Source organism: Hansschlegelia zhihuaiae (assembly GCF_004103825.1).
GTDB classification, from domain to species: Bacteria; Pseudomonadota; Alphaproteobacteria; order Rhizobiales; family Methylopilaceae; genus Methylopila; species Methylopila zhihuaiae.
The window spans coordinates 48693-66692 of the sequence record NZ_RYFI01000001.1; the positions used below are offsets into that span (position 1 = coordinate 48693).

The window sequence follows — 18000 nt, forward strand, 5'->3', positions numbered from 1 at the left end:
CGTTTGACCGCCAGTTTCGAGCGCCGCCTGCCGCTGGGAGCCACCTACGCCGAGGGCGGCACGACGTTCCGGTTCTGGGCGCCCGCCCATGCGGAGGTCCGGCTCGAGATCCGCGACCGCGATCCCATCCGGATGGAGCGCGACGACGAGGGCTGGTTCTCGCTCACGCTCGACGCGCCCGCGGAGGCCCGCTACCGCTACCACCTCCCAGACGGGCTGACCGTGCCGGACCCGGCCTCGCGCTTCCAGGACGGCGACGTTCATGGCTGGAGCGTGCTGGTCGACCCCCGAGCCTATCGCTGGCGGACGCCCGACTGGGCCGGACGGCCATGGCGCGAAGCCGTGATCTACGAGCTCCATGCCGGCTGCTTCGGCGGCTTTGCGGGCGTGGCCGAGGCTTTGCCGCTGCTCAAGGAGCTCGGGATCACGGCGATCCAGTTGATGCCGATCGCGGATTTTCCGGGGAGCCGGAACTGGGGCTACGACGGGGTGCTGCCTTACGCCCCCGACGCCGCCTACGGGACGCCGGACGAGCTGAAGGCGCTCGTCGACAGAGCGCACGGGCTCGGGCTGATGATGCTGCTTGACGTCGTCTACAACCACTTCGGGCCGGACGGGAACTATATCGGGGCCTACGCCCCGCCCGTCTTCCGCGAGGATTTGGAGACGCCGTGGGGTGGCGCGATCGACTTTCGCCTGCCGGAGGTTCGCTCCTACTTCACCGAGAACGTCCTCTACTGGCTGATCGAATACCGCTTCGACGGGCTACGCTTCGACGCGGTCCACGCCATCTCGGAGCAGGACTGGATCGACGAGACCGCGCGCGCCGTGCGCGCTTCGCACGAGCTGCGCGACCGCCGCGTCCACCTGATCCTCGAGAACGAACGGAACGAGCAGAGCCATCTCGCAGCGGACGTCGACGCGCAGTGGAACGACGACTTCCACCACGTCTTCCACGTCCTGCTGACGGGAGAGCATGAAGGATATTACGAAGACTTCTCAGATGATACGGCGGGCAAGCTCGCGCGCTGCCTGAAGGATGGGTTCGTCTATCAGGGCGAGGTGATGGGCCATATTGGCGAGCCCCGCGGCACCCCGAGCGGCCATCTGCCCGCGACCGCCTTCGTGTCCTTCCTGCAGAACCACGACCAGATCGGCAACCGCGCCTTCGGCGACCGGCTGACGACGCTCGCGCCGCCCGAAGGCGTCGAGGCCGCGACCGCCGCGATGCTGCTCTGCCCGCAGGTCCCGATGATCTTCATGGGCGAGGAGGTGGCGAGCGAGACCCCCTTCCTGTTCTTCACCGACCATGAGGGCAAGCTCGCCGAGGCGGTGCGCGAGGGACGGCGCAAGGAATTCGCGAAGTTCGCGGCGTTCGCAGGCGCTGAAGTCCCCGATCCGAACGCCGAGAAGACATTCGAGGACTCCATCCCCGAACCGCATCCCACGCGGGCGGAGGCGCGCACCGCGCTGTTCAGGACGCTGCTGGCGATCCGCGCGGCCGAAATCTCGTCGCGCGTCGTCCGGCCCGAGGCTGAGGCCGAGGCGATCGGCCCCAAGGCCGTGAAGGCGACTTGGAGCTTCGAGGGCGGCGCGCGGCTGACGCTGCTGATCAACCTCGCGGATGAAGCGCTCGACATCGCGCCGGTCGAGGGCCCCCCGCTCTACGAACCGAGGCCCGGGGCCGCCGACGCCGCCCGCGCCGGCCGTCTGGACGGCTTCACCACGATCGCGCTGATGGAGCAGCCCGCTTGAGCCACGACGATCTCGTCCGCGAGCTCGCGACCCGCGCCGGCTTCTCTGTCGACTGGACGGACCAGTCGGGCGCCGCCCAGACCGTGTCGCCGGAATCGCTCAGGCGCCTGCTCGGCGTCATGGGTCTCGGCTGCGAGAGCGAAAGCGAGACGAAGGACGCCATCGCGCGTCTCGACCGGCTCGACGCCGTCCCGAAACCGCTCGTCACCGCCCGGGTCGGCGAGCCCTATCCCGTCGACGCAAGCCCCGGAGCCGCCGCGAAGCTGACCCGCGAGGACGGCGAGGTCTTCGACTTCAAGCTCGCCGAAAGCGAGGGCCGGGCGCTCGGCCGGCCGATCCTGGAGCCGGGCTACCACCGGCTGGACGTCGGCGGAACGTCCATCGCCCTCGCGGTCGCGCCGCCGCGCGGCCGCACCATCCTGGACGCCGGGCGCGGTCGCCGGATGTGGGGCCTCGCCGCGCAGGTCTACGGCCTCACCCGCAAGGGCGATGGCGGGATCGGCGATTTCGGCGGCGTCGCGGCGCTCGCCGAAACCGCGGCGCTCGCAGGCGCCGACGCGCTCGCTCTGTCGCCGGTTCACGCCAACTTCACGGCCGACCCGAACCATTACGGCCCTTATTCGCCGTCGAGCCGGCTGTTCCTCAACCCGCTGCACGCCGATCCGGACTTCATGTTCGGCGAGGCGCGGGTCGAGGAAGCGGTCAAGGCGGCCGGCGTCGTCGCGTTTCGCCGCCGGCACGAGACCGCAGGGCTGATCGACTGGCCGGCCGCTGCGGCCGTCAAAATCGCGACGCTGCGGACGCTCTATGCGAGCTTCCGCGCCGTCGAGCTCTGCGAGACCCCGCCCGGCCGCCTCGCCCTCGACTTCGCGCTGTTCCGCAAGGAGGGCGGCGACCTGCTCGAGGCGCACGCCCGCTTCGAGACGATCCATGCCCGCCGCTTCGGCGACGATCCCGGCCAGTGGGACTGGCGCAGCTGGCCCGAAGGCCTGCGCGACCCGAGCCATGGCGAGGTCTCGGCCTTCGCGGCGGCGAACGAGTACGAGGTCTCGTTCCACGTCTTCCTGCAATGGATCTCGGACCGCAGCTTCGCGGCCGCCCAGACCGTCGCGCGCAAGGCCGGCATGGCGATCGGGCTGATCTCGGACCTCGCGGTCGGCATGGACGTCGGCGGCAGCCACGCCTGGAGCCGGCACGACGACCTTCTGGTCGGCCTGTCGGTCGGCTCTCCGCCGGACCTGTTCAACCCGAACGGACAGGCCTGGGGGCTCGCCGCCTTCTCGCCGCTCGCGCTCAAGCGGACCGGATTCGCGCCCTTCCTCGCGACGCTCAGGGCCTGCATGCGGAACGCCGGCGGCGTCCGCATCGACCACGCGATGGGCTTCCAGCGCCTGTGGGTCTCGCCCGACGGCGCGGACCCGAAGGACGGCGCCTATCTCTCCTACCCGGTCGACGATCTGCTGCGGCTCACCGCGCTCGAATCGACGCGCAACGACTGCGTCGTGGTCGGCGAGGATCTCGGCACCGTGCCCGATGGCTTCCGCGGCAAGCTCGCGGAGGCCGGCGTCGCGGGCATGCGCGTGCTGCAGTTCGAGCGCGACGACCGGCGCGGCTTCTTCCCGCCGCCCTGGTATTCGGAGGATGCGCTCGCCATGACCACGACCCACGACCTGCCGACCATGGCGGGCTGGTGGTCGGGGCGCGACATCGAGGTGCGGTCGATCGTGCCCGGCGGGCAGTTCGGCGAGACGACCGAGAACGACCTTGCGACCCGCGAGAGCGAGCGCGGCGAGCTCTGGCGGGCCTTCGAGGAGGCCGGCGTGGCGGACGGACCGCGACCAGAGCCTGGCGATCCCGCGCCCGCCGTCGCCGCCTCCATCCGCTTCCTCGCGGCGACGCCCTCGAAGCTCGTGCTGCTGCCGCTCGAGGACGCGCTGGCGCAGGTCGAGCAGCCCAACCTGCCCGGCACGCTCGACGAGCATCCGAACTGGCGGCGCCGCCTTGAACGCCCCGCGCCGGAGCTGCTTTCGGAACCGGAAGCCGCCGAGCGGCTTTCAAGCCTCAACAGGAGACGCGCCGAGTGACCTCGCCTGCCATCGCCGCTCCGCCCCGCGCGACGATGCGGATGCAGTTCCACAAGGACTTCCCGTTCGAACGGGCGGTCGCGCTCGCGCCCTATCTCAGGCGGCTCGGGATCAGCCATCTCTATTCGTCGCCGATCCTCACCGCCCGCGCAGGCTCCAACCACGGCTACGATGTCATCGACCCGACGACCGTCAATCCGGAGCTCGGCGGCGAGGAGGGGTTTCGTGCGCTGGTCGCGGCGCTGCGCGCCGAGGGGCTCGGCGTGGTGGTGGACATCGTGCCGAACCATATGGCGGTGGGCGGCGACGACAATGTCTGGTGGCTCGACGTCCTGACCTACGGCCAGGGCAGCCGCTTCGGCCATTTCTTCGACATCGACTGGGAGCCCGCCGACCCGGCCCTGCACGGCAAGGTGCTGATCCCGACGCTCGGCAAGCCCTATGGCGAGACGCTGCGGTCGGGCGAGCTCAAGATCACCCGCGAGGGCCGGCATGGCGGCCTGACGCTACGCTACGCCGACCATCTCTTCCCGCTGCGCCCCGCCGACCGGATCGAGATCGAGACGGCCGGCCTAGAGGCCTATGACGGCGCGACCGAGGAGGGCCGCGCGAGGCTGCACGATCTGCTTGAGCGCCAGAACTGGCGGCTCGCGCATTGGATGGTCGCGGGCGACGAGATCAACTGGCGCCGCTTCTTCGACGTCAACGAACTGGCGGGGCTGCGCATCGCCGACCCGGCGGTGTTCGAGGCCACTCACCAGAAGCTGCTCGACCTTTATGCCGAGGGTCTGATCGACGGCTTCCGCGTGGATCACGTAGACGGGCTGATGGACCCGGGCGGCTATACGAGGCGCCTGCGCGAGCATCTCGACCAGCGCCAACCGGGGCGGCCGGGCGAGCTCGCAAAGCAGCGCGCTTACCTCGTCGTCGAAAAGATCCTCGGGCCCGGCGAGGAGCTCGCGACGGACTGGGAGGTCGACGGCGCGAGCGGCTACGATTTCATGGACGACGTGAGCGCGCTGCTGCACGCCCCGGCCGGCGAGGAGAAGCTCGGCGCCTTCTGGGCGGAGATCAGCGGCCGGCCGGCCGACTTCCATGCCGAGGAGGAGATCGCGCGGCGCGAGATCCTCGACCGCTCCTTCTCGGCCCAGCTCGACCAAGCGGCGCACGCGCTCCATGCGGTCGCCCGGCTCGACTACGAGACGCGCGACACGCCGCTCGCGGCGATCCGCCGGGCGCTGGTGGAGCTGCTCGCGCATTTCCCGGCCTACCGCACCTACGCCAACGCCGCCGAGGGCCGCACGGAGGCCGACCGGCCGATCTTCGCCCGCGCGCTCGAAAAGGCGCGCGAGACCATCCTGCCGGCGGACGCGCCGGTGCTCGACCAGCTCGACCGCTGGCTCGGCGGCGAGACGGCGCCCGAGGACCAGCGCGCCTTGCGCGACAAGGCGATCCGCCGCTTCCAGCAACTCTCCGCCCCCGTGGCGGCCAAGGCCGTCGAGGACACAGCCTTCTACCGTTACGGCCGCCTGCTCTCGCGCGCCGATGTCGGCTTCGACGTCGCGACCTTCTCGATGGACGTCGCGACCTTCCACGAGAAGGCGGCGGCGCGCGGCAAGGCGTTTCCGGACGCGATGCTCACCACCGCGACCCACGATCACAAGCGCGGCGAGGACGTCCGCGCCCGGCTCGCGGCGCTCTCCGAGATCCCCGACGAATGGGCGGCGGCGGTCCGGCGCTGGCGCGAGGCTTCCGCGCCGTTGCGCTCGGAAGCTGGCCCGTCCGCGGCTGACGAGGCGATCCTCTTCCAGACGCTCGTCGGCGCCTGGCCGCACGATCTCGAACCCGACGACGCGGAGGGCTGCGAGGCCTTCGCGAAACGGGTCGCCGGCTGGCAGGAGAAGGCGCTGCGCGAGGCGAAGCTCGTGACGGACTGGAGCGCGCCGAACGAAGCTTACGAGGGCGCGGCCCGCGACCTGCTCATGGGGGTGATGACCGGTCGAGATACGGATCTCCGCGCCGACGTCGCGGCCTTCGCAAAGCGTATTGGCCCGGCCGGCGCGGCCAACGGCCTGATCCAGACGCTCTTGCGCCTCACCCTTCCCGGCGTGCCCGACACTTATCAGGGGACCGAGTTCTGGGACCTGTCGCTGGTCGACCCGGACAACCGCCGCCCGGTCGACTACGCGGCCCGCCAGTCGGCGCTCGAGGCCGGCGGCGCCGTGCTCGACCTCGCGCCGCGCTGGCGAGATGGCCGGGTCAAGCAGGCGCTGATCGCGACCGTGCTGGCCGAGCGCGCGCGGCGGCCCGACCTGTTCGCCCGCGGCGCCTACGCACCGCTTGCCGTCGAGGGGCCGCACGCCGACGACGTCGTGGCGTTCTCGCGCGAGCTCGCCGGCGAATCTGTCGTCGTCATCGCGCTTCGTCGCCCGCTGAGCGCGCTTGGAGCGCCCCAAGGCCTCAGCTTGCGCGCAAATCTGTTGCAGAATGACGTCATCTCGTCGTCAAACGCCTTGGACGATCGGCTGATGACGGACCGTCTGACGGGTCGCGAATTCCGCCTCGGCGCCAAGACGTCCTTGGGCGAGGCGCTCGTCATGCCGGTCGCGTTTTTCACCGGCTGAGGCGTCGCATAGGCCGTTATGTGTATGTCAATTCCTTAGAAGCGTGATTCAATTGGGTGGTCGGCGTTTCGGCCGATGGGCGCAGTCTTCGCGGGCGCGTCGAGATTTACACGCTTAGGCGCACAGCAGCGGGGCGCGGCGCCATGGACGACCAACTCAAACTCTCCTTGTCCGAGCCGGACGCCGAACTTCTCGGCCAGGCGCTCGACGTCTACGCCACCACCCTGATGTGCGCGCCTCTCGGTCTCGGGCTCGAACTTCTGGTCGCGGTCCGCGCCCTGCGCGGTCGGCTGGAGGACGCCGCAAGCCGCCATGTCGCGGTGCGCGAGGCGGCCGAAGACCCGGACGGCAACGTGCTGATCTTCGCCCGCGCCTGACGCCCGGGTCGGATCGAGCCGCCGACGGCGCGTCGACGTCGTGGTCACGCGGCTGACATCATAGGGTTGCCTGAAGGCCTCCGCTTGTCATTTACTGCGATGCAGCAAGCGCAGCGTCGCGCTCCCCGGCTCGCACGGCCGCGCTGCGCTCGGGGCCATCAGCCTATGGAGACCGCGTATGACTGACGTCGCCGTCGCATCCCCGGACTCCCCCGTCGCCCGCCCGCAACGGGCCGCGGCGGCCGATGGAGCCGAACCGGGCGTCGACGTCGGCAAACTGCGCAAGGAGATCCTTGCCGAGCTGATCTATTCAGTCGGCCGCACGCCCGAGACGGCCAGCACCCGCGACTGGTTCGTGGCGACCGCGTTCGCGGTCCGCGACCGCATCGTCGACAAATGGGTCAAGGACCACGCCGGCCCGCAGCCGCAGAAGCGCGTCTACTACCTCTCGCTCGAATTCCTGATCGGCCGCCTGCTGTTTGACGCGCTCAACAATCTCGGATTGACGGAGCAAGTCACCGAAGCGCTCTCCGGCCTTGGCGTCGACATCGAAAAGGTGCGGGCCGCCGAACCGGACGCGGCGCTCGGCAATGGCGGGCTCGGGCGGCTCGCGGCCTGCTTCATGGACTCTATGGCGTCGATTGGCGTGCCGGCCTTCGGCTACGGCATCCGCTACGATCACGGGCTGTTCCGCCAGGGAATGCGCGATGGCTGGCAGCAGGAATATCCCGAGGACTGGCTGAGCTTCGGCAACCCCTGGGAGTTCGCCCATCCCGAGATCGACTATCGGATCGGCTTCGGCGGCTATGTCGAGCAGGTGATGGACGGCGCCGGGCCGCGCCATGTCTGGCGGCCGGCCGAGACCGTCGAGGCGGTGGCGTTCGACACGCCGGTCGCCGGCTGGCGGGGACGCCACGTCAACACGCTGCGGCTCTGGTCGGCCCGCGCCCCCGACCCGATCTCGCTCGACGCCTTCAACCGCGGCGACTATGTCGGCGCTCTCGCCGACCGTGTCCGCATCGAGTCGATCTCCAAGATCCTCTATCCGTCGGACGAGACCCCGGCCGGCCAGGAACTGCGGCTGCGGCAGGAGTATTTCTTCGCCTCCGCCTCGCTGCAGGATCTCATCCACCGCCACCTCCACGAGCATGGCGAAGTGAGGCGGCTGTCCGACCACGTCGCGATCCAGCTCAACGACACCCATCCCGCGATCGCGGTGCCGGAGCTGATGCGCATCCTGATCGACATCCACGGCCTGCCCTGGGGCGAGGCCTGGGACATCACGGTCGCGACCTTCTCCTACACCAACCACACGCTGCTGCCCGAGGCGCTCGAGAGCTGGCCGGTGCCGCTGATGGAGCGGCTGCTGCCGCGGCACATGCAGATCATCTACATGATCAACGCGCTCGAGCTCGAGGCCGCGCGCAAGCGCCGCCCGGGCGACGACGAACTGCTGTCGACCATCTCGTTGATCGACGAGAACAACGGGCGCCGCGTCCGGATGGGCGTGCTCGCCTTCACCGGCTCGCACAAGGTCAACGGCGTCTCGGCGCTCCACACCGACCTGATGAAGAAGACCGTGTTCCGGGAGCTGCACGCGCTCCATCCGGACCGCATCGTCAACAAGACCAACGGCATCACGTTCCGCCGCTGGCTCGCGCAGGCCAATCCGCGCCTCACAGCCACGCTGATCGAGGCGATCGGGCCAGGCCTGCTGGACGACCCGAACGAGCTCGAGAAGCTCGTGCCGCTTGCGGGCGACTCCGCCCTGCACGACAAGCTCGCCGAGGCGCGTCGCGCCAACAAGATCGACCTCGCCCGGGTGATCGCGGAGCGCAACGACGTCTGGGTCGACCCCGACGCCCTGTTCGACGTCCAGATCAAGCGCATTCACGAATACAAGCGGCAACTGCTGAACCTGCTCGAGACGGTCGCGATCTACAACGCGATGCGCGCCCAGCCGATGCGGGCCTGGATGCCGCGCGTGAAGATCTTCGCCGGCAAAGCGGCGGCGAGCTACCGGCAGGCGAAGCTGACAATCAAGCTCGCAAATGACATCGCGCGGACCGTCAACTCCGACCCGACGATGCGCGGCCTGCTCAAGGTCGTGTTCCTGCCGAACTACAATGTCAGCCTCGCCGAGTGCATCATCCCGGCCGCCGACCTCTCCGAGCAGATCTCGACCGCCGGCATGGAGGCCTCAGGCACCGGCAACATGAAGCTCGCGCTGAACGGCGCGCTCACCATCGGCACGCTCGACGGCGCGAATGTCGAGATCCGCGAGCATGTCGGCGACGACAACATCTTCATCTTCGGCCTGACGGCCGAGGAGGTGGAGGCGAGGAAGCGCCGCGGCTTCGACGCCCGCGCGGCGGTCGAGGCCTCGCCGATGCTGCGCCAGGTGCTCGACTCGATCCGCGACGGCGTGTTCTCGCCCGACGACCCGACGCGCTATCGCGATCTCGTCGAAGGGCTGCTCAACCACGACACCTTCCTGGTGACGGCGGATTTCGACGCCTATTTCGCGGCCCAGCGCCAGGTCTTCAAGAAATGGCGCGACCGTTCGTCCTGGATGCGCTCCAGCGTCATCAACACCGCCAAGGTGGGCTGGTTCTCGTCCGATCGGACGATAGGTGAATACGCAAGCGAGATCTGGAACGTGACGCCCTCGGTCGGCTGAGCCCGGCCGCTTCGGCGGCCTTATCCGGACGCCGATCGAGGAGACGTTCCGCATGCCCCCGTTGAGCCCGCTCGGCCCGCCTTACGCCAGGACCGCGATGGCGTTCGTGCTGGCGGGGGGGCGCGGCTCGCGGCTGATGGAGCTGACCGACCGACGCGCCAAGCCCGCGGTCTATTTCGGCGGCAAGTCCCGGATCATCGACTTCGCGCTGTCGAACGCGCTGAACTCCGGCATCCGCCGCATCGGTGTCGCGACACAGTACAAGGCCCACAGCCTGATCCGGCATCTGACCCGCGGCTGGAACTTCTTCCGCACCGAGCGCAACGAGAGCTTCGACGTGCTGCCCGCGAGCCAGCGCGTCTCCGAGGACGCCTGGTATCTCGGCACGGCGGACGCGGTCTATCAGAACATCGACATCGTCGAGGACTACGCGCCGCGCCACATGGTCATCCTGGCAGGCGACCACGTCTACAAGATGGACTACGAGCAGATGCTCGCCCAGCATGTCGAGAGCCGCGCGGACGTGACCGTCGGCTGCCTCGAGGTGCCGCGGGCCGAGGCGTCGGGCTTCGGCGTCATGCATGTCGACGAGACCGACCGGATCGTCGAGTTCCTCGAAAAGCCTAAGGACCCGCCCTCGATGCCCGGCAGGCCCGACATGGCGCTCGCCTCGATGGGCATCTACGTCTTCGACACGCCCTTCCTGTTCGACCTGTTGCGCAAGGACGCCGCCGACCCGAACTCCTCCCGCGACTTCGGCAAGGACATCATCCCGGCGGTGGTGAAGGGCGGCAAGGCGGTGGCGCACCACTTCGCCAAATCCTGCGTGCGGTCGAGAACCGAGCAGGAGCCGTATTGGCGGGACGTCGGCACGGTGGACGCGTATTTTGAGGCGAACATCGACCTCACGGACTTCGTGCCCGCGCTCGACATCTACGACAAGGACTGGCCGATCTGGACCTTCGCGGAGATCACCCCGCCCGCCAAGTTCATCCATGACGACGACCACCGGCGCGGCCGAGCGATCTCCTCGCTGGTGGCGGGCGGGTGCATCGTGTCCGGCGCGGGCGTGAAGGAGTCGCTGCTGTTCACCGGCGTGCGCGCGAATTCCTATTCGGAGATCGAGCGCGCCGTGATCCTGCCTTACGTCGACATCGGCCGTTCTGCGCGGCTGAAGAACGTCGTGATCGACGCCAGGGTGAAGATCCCGGAGGGGCTCGTGGTCGGCGAGGACCCGGCGCTCGACGCCGAGCGCTTCCGCCGCACCGAGAAGGGCGTGTGCCTGATCACCCAGGCGATGGTGGACAGGCTGTAGCCTCCCTGCCGCCTTTAAGCATCGCACGAGGTCGTGGTTGCGCCGGATGCCCGGGGCGCAGAGAGTGCGCCCACCACGTCTTCCGCTCGCCCTGATGCCCCTCCCCGTTCTCGCAGTCGCCTCTGAAGCCTATCCGCTGATCAAGACCGGCGGGCTCGCCGACGTCGTGGGCGCGCTGCCCGCGGCGCTGAAGCCGCACGGCGTCGACGTCACGACGCTGCTTCCCGGCTACCCCGCGGTGCTCGACCGGCTCGGGACCGCGGAGGCGGTGGCGCGATTCGGAGACCTGTTCGGAGGAGCCGCGACGCTGCTCGCCGCCGAGGTCGAGGGGGCGGAATTCCTGATCCTCGACGCGCCCCATCTCTACGCCCGGGAGGGTGGTCCCTATGTCGGGCCGGACGGAAGCGAGTGGTCCGACAACGCCTTCCGGTTCGCGGCCCTCGGCAAGGCCGCGGCCGACATCTGCTGCGGCGCAGCAGGGCTGCCGCTGCCGCAGATCGTGCATCTGCATGACTGGCAGGCGGGCCTCGCCGGCCCTTACCTGACCCACGGGATCGAGGCGCGGCCGAAGATCGTCGCCACCATCCACAACATCGCCTTCCAGGGCTGGTTTCCTGCCTCGTTCGCGGCGCGGCTCGGCCTGCCCGAGGAGGCGATGTCGATCGAAGGCGTCGAATATTTCGGCGGCGTCGGCTTCCTCAAGGCGGCGCTGTGGTACGCCGACCGCATCACCACGGTGTCGCCGACCTACGCCTGCGAGATCCTCGAGCCGGATGGCGGAATCGGCCTCGACGGCCTTCTTTCGGGGCGCGCCGAAATCGTGTCAGGCGTGCTGAACGGGATCGACGTCGGAATCTGGAACCCGCAGACGGACGAGCGCGTGCCCGCGCGCTACTCGGCGGAGAGCCTTGCGGACCGCGCCGAGAACAAGCGCGCTCTGGCGCGCCGCTTCGGCCTCGACGAGCAGTCCGGCCGGTTGACCTTCGGCGTCGTCAGCCGGCTGTCGAGCCAGAAGGGCCTCGACCTGCTGGCCGAAGCCGTGCCGACCCTGCTCTCGCTCGACGCCGACCTCGCGCTGATCGGCGCCGGTGACGCCTGGCTCGAGGACCGGTTCCGGACGCTCGCCGCCGAGAACCCCGGCCGCGTCGGGACCTTCATCGGCTATGACGAGGACCTTGCGCATCTCATGCAGGCGGGCGCCGACGCGATCCTCGTGCCGTCGCGCTTCGAGCCCTGCGGGCTGACCCAGCTCTGCGCGCTGCGCTACGGGGCGGTGCCCGTCGTCGCCCGGGTGGGCGGCCTCGCAGACACCGTGATCGACGCGAACCCGGCGGCGCTCGCCGCGGGCGTCGCGACCGGCGTGCAGTTCTCGCCGGTCTGTCAGTCGGCGCTCGAGGCCGCGTTGCGCCGGACCGCGGCGCTCTGGGCCGACAAGGCGCAGTGGCGGCGATTGCAGGCGAACGGCATGGCGACCGACGTGTCCTGGGACGCGAGCGCGAAGGCCTATGCGGCGCTGTTCAGGGAGCTGGCCGGCAGCTGATCGGCCTCAGCCCCGCCAGCGGCAGGAATAGCGCGCCCGGTACCAGCCCGGCGTCGCCGTAACGCTGTCCACGATGTCTGCGACCAGGCAGGCGGTCACGCCCCCTGCATGCTTTTCGCGGCTGATGCGGCAGTTGGCCGGCTCCGCCTGAAGGCAAAGCGCCACGACAATCTCGATCACGCCCATGCGAGGCTCCGAACAGTTTGTCAAAAGCTAAAGGCTTCAGCTTCGACGTCTGTTCCGCCGGGACCACGCAAGTTTTCACCGGATCAAGCTCTCCACAGCATCTTACCTCTTGCTTTCGAGAACGAGGGAAAGGGCGGCGGAGACAGCAGAACGCCTCTCCCGCGCGAACGGGAGAGGCGATTTAAGCCGCGGGACCAGCGGCGTTGGGGAAGCGGCCGCGGCCTACTCCGCGGGCGCGAGCGCGACCTCGGCGCCGGGGGCCTCGAGCTCATGCGCGATGTCGCCCTGCTCCATCTTGATCTGGCTGACCAGGAAGTAGACCAGGAACGCCGCCGCGATCAGCGTGAACAGCCACTCGAAGCCCGCGAAGGGATAGACCGCGCCCATCTCGGCGAGGTTGGCGAGGGAGGTGACGCCTGTGCTCATGCGATATCTCCTATGACAGGTGGGCGAGGACGCGTCAGGACTTGGCCTCGGCGCGCTGGATGGTTTCGAACTGCGCCTCGAGACCGGACAGGCCGGGATATGTCTCGGGGATGCGCTTGCCGTCGAGACCGTGGATCTCGACCGCGGGCGGCACGCGCAGCATGCCGAGCGACTTCAAGAGCTTGCCCAGCACCCAGCCCGGAGCCAGGCCGAAGCCGAGGGCGAAGACCAGCGAGCCGATGATGTTGCCGAAGGGCGTCACGATCGGCAGGCCTTCGGCGTTCGCGCCGAACCAGCCGACGCCCTCGCCGAGCGTGATGGCCGCGCCGGCGGAGGGCATCACGGCCGGGTAGCCCCAAAGCGCGAAGCCCGCCACCACGCCTCCGAACAGGCCGCAATAGCCATGCACCGCGACCGCGCCGACGGCGTCGTCGATCTTGAACTTCTTTTCGACCCAGTAGTGCATCTTGAACGCCATCACCGTGCCCGCGATGGCGATCACAAGCGCGATGATCGGGTGGTAGAGGTCGTTGCCCGCCGAGGCGCTGATCAGGCCGGTGAGGCCGCCCGAATAGGTCCAGAACGGGTTGCCCTTCGAGACGACATAGGCCGTCACCATGCCGCCGAACAGCGCGAGCAGGAAGTTCATGGTGACGCCCGAGAGGGTGATCGGCACGCCATAGATGTTGGTGGCGGTGAAGTACGGGGTGGCGCCCTCGGCCGCGACGTTGGCGATCGGGATGTGGCAGGCGGCGTAGAAGCCCCAGAAGCCGATGAAGATCATGAACAGGCCGATGGTCACCAGCCACGGATTGTGCGGCGGGATCTCGCGCGGCGTGCCGTCGGGCGCGAATTTGCCGATTCGCGGCCCGAGATGCATCAGCACGCCGAGCGTCGCGAAGCCCGCCACCGAGTGCAGCACGGCGGAACAGTACTGGTCGTGGAAGCCGAGATACTGGGCCATCCAGCCATTGCCGGCCCAGCCCCAGGCCGCCGGCACCACCCAGGCGACGGCGCCTACATAAATGGCGATCAGGAAGAACGCCGAGGTCTTGGTCCGCTCAATCAATGAGCCGGAGACGATCGACGCCGCCGTCATTCCGAACAGCGCGAAGGCCGCCCAGAAGACGCCGGAGATGCGGTCGGAGAGGTTCGGAGCGATCTTCGACGACCAGGGCTCGAACCCCGTCGCGAAGCTCAGCGACAGGCCGTTCACCGGCCACCCCTGAAACGCGATGTATATCCACATGCCGAACAGGAAGAAGCAGAGCCCGACCAGCGGGATCGCCATGGTGTTCTTCAGCAGCGTGTGCTGGACGTTCTTCGTCCGGGCGACGCCGACTTCGTACATGCAGAAGCCGACATGGATGAAGAACATGAGAACGACCGTCAGGAAGAAATAGAACTCCGTGAAGATCGTGGTGAGGGCCCCTAATTGCTCCGTCATTCGTGGTCTCCGAATGTCCCCGCCAAAGCCGCCCGACGCCGCGCGGGACGCACCGCGCGCGACGCCGGGCGCTTAACGAAAAGCAAACGGCATGCCATGGGGGCGAAAATGTTTCCGGAGAGGAAACGATGGGCGGGCCACGGCGGCCCCTCCCGCGCGGAGAAAGGCGTCCCGCCGCCGATGTCCCGGCCTTGAGCCGGGACCCATTCGGCTCGGTCCTCGCAGGCCAGAGCGTCGTCGCGCGGAGCGCCCACGCTGGCGTCGGTCGCGCCCAATGGGTCCCGGCTCAAGGCCGGGACATGCGCGGGGCGTTTTTCGACGGCGCCTCTCCGATTGTCCTGAAAGGCGCGCGCGCCCCTCCGTCCGCCGGCCCGGTTCGGCCGCCGTCGCATCAGGTCTCCTCTCGTCAGACAGCGCATTCGATGGGAAGGCGCAGGGCGCCGGGCCACCACATGCCGTCAGTCTTCGGCGATCCGGTCGCCCGGCGCCCCGCGCGCGACGTCTTCTCACCGACCGCTTCGCCAGCTGCTCCGGAACGGAGGTCTGGGCCGTCAGGCCCCAAGACCCCGCCCTTAAGGCGTCTCGATGACGCGGCCCCGTCATAATGCGGGACGGGCGGCTTTCAGAGCGGGCGGCCCAGGCGAGACGTTGCCGTCCCGTCAGACCCATCGCCCCAGCGGCCGGCGTCCCGGGACCGCGAGCTCCGGTGCTCGCAGGCGCAGGCGCCGCCCCTCCCCCGCACGCCCGGCCGGTCCGGACACGCCTTCCGCGACGGGGAAGGGTGACGCGATGACAGCATGAATGAAAGCGGATTTCAAGGAATAATTTCTTACTACAATATGCGGGCGACGGCAGCCCTCTCTGCTCCAACATCCTCGTCGCCGTCGCTAAGGCTTCATTACGCTAGCCGAACCGGTTCACCGCGAAATCGATGAAGGACCTCAGCTTCGGCGTCAGCCTCCGGTCCGGCGCGAACAGCAGATGCATCGGGCGGGTCGCCGGCTCCCAATCAGGCAGGACCCTGGTCAGGCGCCCTTCGGCGACGTCGCGCGCAGTGAGCTCCTCGGCCTGCAGGATGATCCCGAGGCTAGACAGCGCCGCCTGCCGCAGCGCCTGGCCGCTGTTGACGGAGAAGCGCGGCCTGATCGGAACCAGGACCTCTCCGTCGCGGCCGACCAGCCGCCACGCGTTCTCCAGCGTCGAATCCGAGAAGCCGAGGCAGTCATGCGCCGCGAGGTCCTCCGGGCGTCGCGGCTCGCCGCGCGCCGCGAGATAGTCGGGCGAGGCGCAGACCGTGAAACGGAGCGGGCGGAGCTTGCGGGCGATCAGCGTGCTGTCTGCAAGCGGACCGACGCGGAACACGCAGTCATAGCCCTCGTCCACCAGGTCGACGATGCGGTCAGCGAGCGTGAGCTTCACCGTCACGTCCGGGTTCTCCGCCATGTAGTCCGGCAACACGGGGGCGAGCCCGTGCGTGCCGAAGGTGAAGGGCGCGTTGATGCGGAGCTCGCCGCGTGGCTTCGCGCGGCTTTCGGCGGCGAGCGCTTCGGCCGCCTCGACCTCCGCCAGCACGATGCGGGTGCGCTCGAGAAAGTCCTTGCCGGCGTCGGTGAGGCTCTGCCGCCGCGTCGTGCGGTTCATCAGCTTCACCCCAAGATGTTCTTCGAGCTGGCGGATGTGCTTGCCGACCATCGCGGCCGAGACGCCGACGGCGTCCGCCGCGCCCACGAAGGAGCCGGTCTCGGCGGCCTTGGCGAACACCTCCATGCTGGCGAGTCGGTCCATCCTATTCCTGACTGATGGTTTGGAGTGTCGCGATCACACCGTGATTTATCACGAAGCGCGACGGCCTCATATCGCCGCCACACGCCGACGACGTCGTCGGCTGAAGCGAAATGGAGGACGTCATGACCGTCGCAATCATCGGAACCGGCAAGATGGGATCGGGCATCGCGAAGCTGCTCGCCGGCAAGGGCGAGAAGGTCGTGATCGGCGCCCGCGACCCGGCCAAAGCCTCGGCGCTCGCGGCGGAGATCGGCGGAGACGCCGAGGGCGGCGGGATCGAGGCGGCCGTGAAGCTCGCCGATTTGGTCATCCTCGCGGTCTGGTATCAGCAGTTCGAGGAGACCGTCCGCGCGGCCGGCGACCTTTCGGGCAAGGTGTTGGTCGACATCTCCAACCCCATCACCGAGGACTTCAAGGGCTTGCGGATCGGCCACACGACCTCGGCCGCCGAGGAGCTTCAGGCGCTCGCGCCGAAGGCCAAGGTGGTGAAGGCGTTCAACACGATCTTCGCCGAGCTGCTGCCGGCCGAGGCGCGCGAGGGCCGCGATCCGGTCCAGGTGTTCGTGGCGGCCGACGACGAGGCGGCCAAGACGGCGGTCTCCGACGTCGTCGCCAAGGGCGGCTTCCAGCCGGTCGATTCCGGCCCGCTCTCCAACGCCCGGTTCCTCGAGCCGGTCGGCGAGATCAACATCTGGTTCGGCTTCTTCCTCGGCTGGGGCACGAGCGCCGCGCCGGCCTGGATCAAGGGTTGACGCGGCCTCGTTCGGCCGTGCGTCGGACGGTGGGAGATCGAGCGAACTGAGCTCGACGCCCGCCCCTCCACCGCTTCGCGGCGCCCCTCCCCGCTCGAACAGACGGCGATAGGCGCCGGCCTAGCGGCGGGGAGGCGCGTCGGCGAGGACGAAGCTCGTGGCGCTGATTCCAGCCATGGGCTCCCTCCTCCGGCAGCGGTTCGGACGAAGTGTGAAGTCAGTGTTTATACGTAGCCGATTCGCCGCACAAGCGTCGCTCGGGGCCCTTGACGTGACCGTGACCACCGTCCTGCGGTCAAAGAAAAACGCCGCCGATCTGAAGGTCGGCGGCGTCTCATAAAAGGTGACAATCTATTGCTGGATGCTTAGTGGAGCGTAGGCTCCGGAGATTTGAGGCGCACCATCTCGTCCTTGATCTTAAGCTTCTTGCGCTTCAAGGTCGAGACCTTGGCATCATCGGAGTTCGGATGCATCAGCTCCGTCTCGATTTCCTTCTCGAGGGCGCGATGCTTCTTCTCGAGCTCAGAAATGTGCGACTCGATAGACATCAAGCACGTCTCCCTTTTTCAGTTAGACGTAGCGAGTGTGTCACGGTCCAGTCATGCTGTCGACGGAGATCGGGGGCGTGGCGATCAAACCGATGTGCGGCCTTAACGCCCCGTTCCAAGGGCGCGCTTGCCGCCCGGCGCGGCGATGGGCGATACTCCCGGCCGGGCACGGGTGGCGTTCGACACGGGGCGTGGATGGCGGTTCGGGACGACGAGGCGCGGGCCGCTGAAGCGGCGGCCCGGGAGGAGCTCGCCCGCCTGCGCGAGGAGCACCGCGACCTCGACCACGCCATCGAGGCGCTGGAGCGCGTCGGCGCCGGCGACCGCCTGCAGATCCAGCGCTTCAAGAAGCGCAAACTCAGCCTCAAGGACCGCATCAGCTTCCTCGAGGACCAGCTGACGCCCGACATCATCGCGTGAGGGCGGTCGGCGAGACGCCCGGCGCGTCGCTGTCACGGCGCCGCTGGCTGGCGGACGAGCC

14 protein-coding genes are annotated in these 18000 nt (G+C 68.8%); 9 read left to right on the forward strand and 5 right to left on the reverse strand.

The annotated features are described in order from the left end of the window. Positions 1 to 3 precede the first annotated feature (3 nt). The 7 genes from treZ (at position 4) to glgA (ending at position 12375) form a co-directional block, all read left to right on the forward strand. On the forward strand, positions 4 to 1755 hold the full coding sequence (gene treZ, locus EK403_RS00195) for a malto-oligosyltrehalose trehalohydrolase (RefSeq protein ID WP_128775504.1): 1752 nt from the start codon (positions 4 to 6) through the stop codon (positions 1753 to 1755). After that, entirely contained in the window at positions 1752 to 3839 is a 2088-nt protein-coding gene (malQ, locus tag EK403_RS00200; RefSeq protein ID WP_128775505.1) for a 4-alpha-glucanotransferase, read from the forward strand. Before treZ ends, malQ begins: the two co-directional genes overlap by 4 nt. Then, complete coding sequence (gene treY / locus EK403_RS00205; protein WP_245479423.1) at positions 3836 to 6463, forward strand: malto-oligosyltrehalose synthase; 2628 nt, start codon at positions 3836 to 3838, stop codon at positions 6461 to 6463. The genes malQ and treY overlap by 4 nt, the downstream gene beginning before the upstream one ends. A 143-nt stretch (positions 6464 to 6606) precedes the next feature. Then, complete coding sequence (locus tag EK403_RS00210; RefSeq protein ID WP_128775506.1) at positions 6607 to 6840, forward strand: hypothetical protein; 234 nt, start codon at positions 6607 to 6609, stop codon at positions 6838 to 6840. Positions 6841 to 7018: 178 nt separating this feature from the next. Further along, positions 7019 to 9520: a glycogen/starch/alpha-glucan phosphorylase gene (locus EK403_RS00215; protein ID WP_128775507.1), complete on the forward strand. Its 2502-nt coding sequence runs from the start codon at positions 7019 to 7021 to the stop codon at positions 9518 to 9520. Positions 9521 to 9572: 52 nt separating this feature from the next. Continuing rightward, positions 9573 to 10835 (forward strand): glucose-1-phosphate adenylyltransferase, encoded by a 1263-nt coding sequence (glgC, locus tag EK403_RS00220; protein WP_128775508.1) that lies wholly within the window; start codon positions 9573 to 9575, stop codon positions 10833 to 10835. A gap of 91 nt (positions 10836 to 10926) precedes the next feature. Next, positions 10927 to 12375, forward strand: a complete 1449-nt coding sequence (gene glgA, locus EK403_RS00225; RefSeq protein WP_428979564.1) for a glycogen synthase GlgA — start codon at positions 10927 to 10929, stop codon at positions 12373 to 12375. 6 nt (positions 12376 to 12381) lie between these two features. On the opposite strand, the gene EK403_RS00230 is transcribed toward glgA, so the two are convergent. From EK403_RS00230 to EK403_RS00245, 4 genes are all read right to left on the reverse strand, one after another. Further along, entirely contained in the window at positions 12382 to 12561 is a 180-nt protein-coding gene (locus EK403_RS00230; RefSeq protein ID WP_128775510.1) for a hypothetical protein, read from the reverse strand. 222 nt (positions 12562 to 12783) lie between these two features. Next, on the reverse strand, positions 12784 to 12987 hold the full coding sequence (locus EK403_RS00235) for a hypothetical protein (protein ID WP_128775511.1): 204 nt from the start codon (positions 12985 to 12987) through the stop codon (positions 12784 to 12786). Between the two features lie 34 nt (positions 12988 to 13021). Beyond that, complete coding sequence (locus EK403_RS00240; RefSeq protein ID WP_128775512.1) at positions 13022 to 14434, reverse strand: ammonium transporter; 1413 nt, start codon at positions 14432 to 14434, stop codon at positions 13022 to 13024. Between the two features lie 903 nt (positions 14435 to 15337). Beyond that, entirely contained in the window at positions 15338 to 16219 is an 882-nt protein-coding gene (locus EK403_RS00245) for a LysR family transcriptional regulator (protein ID WP_128775513.1), read from the reverse strand. Between the two features lie 122 nt (positions 16220 to 16341). On the opposite strand from EK403_RS00245, the gene EK403_RS00250 reads away from it, so the two are divergent. Next, the gene (locus EK403_RS00250; protein WP_128775514.1) at positions 16342 to 16971 is read left to right on the forward strand and encodes an NADPH-dependent F420 reductase; all 630 of its coding nucleotides are present in this window, start codon (positions 16342 to 16344) and stop codon (positions 16969 to 16971) included. Between the two features lie 365 nt (positions 16972 to 17336). On the opposite strand, the gene EK403_RS00255 is transcribed toward EK403_RS00250, so the two are convergent. Beyond that, positions 17337 to 17519, reverse strand: a complete 183-nt coding sequence (locus EK403_RS00255) for a YdcH family protein (protein ID WP_128775515.1) — start codon at positions 17517 to 17519, stop codon at positions 17337 to 17339. A gap of 195 nt (positions 17520 to 17714) precedes the next feature. On the opposite strand from EK403_RS00255, the gene EK403_RS00260 reads away from it, so the two are divergent. Then, a complete protein-coding gene (locus tag EK403_RS00260; protein WP_128775516.1) occupies positions 17715 to 17939 on the forward strand; it encodes a YdcH family protein in 225 nt (74 codons plus the stop codon). The last annotated feature ends 61 nt before the right edge of the window (positions 17940 to 18000 follow it).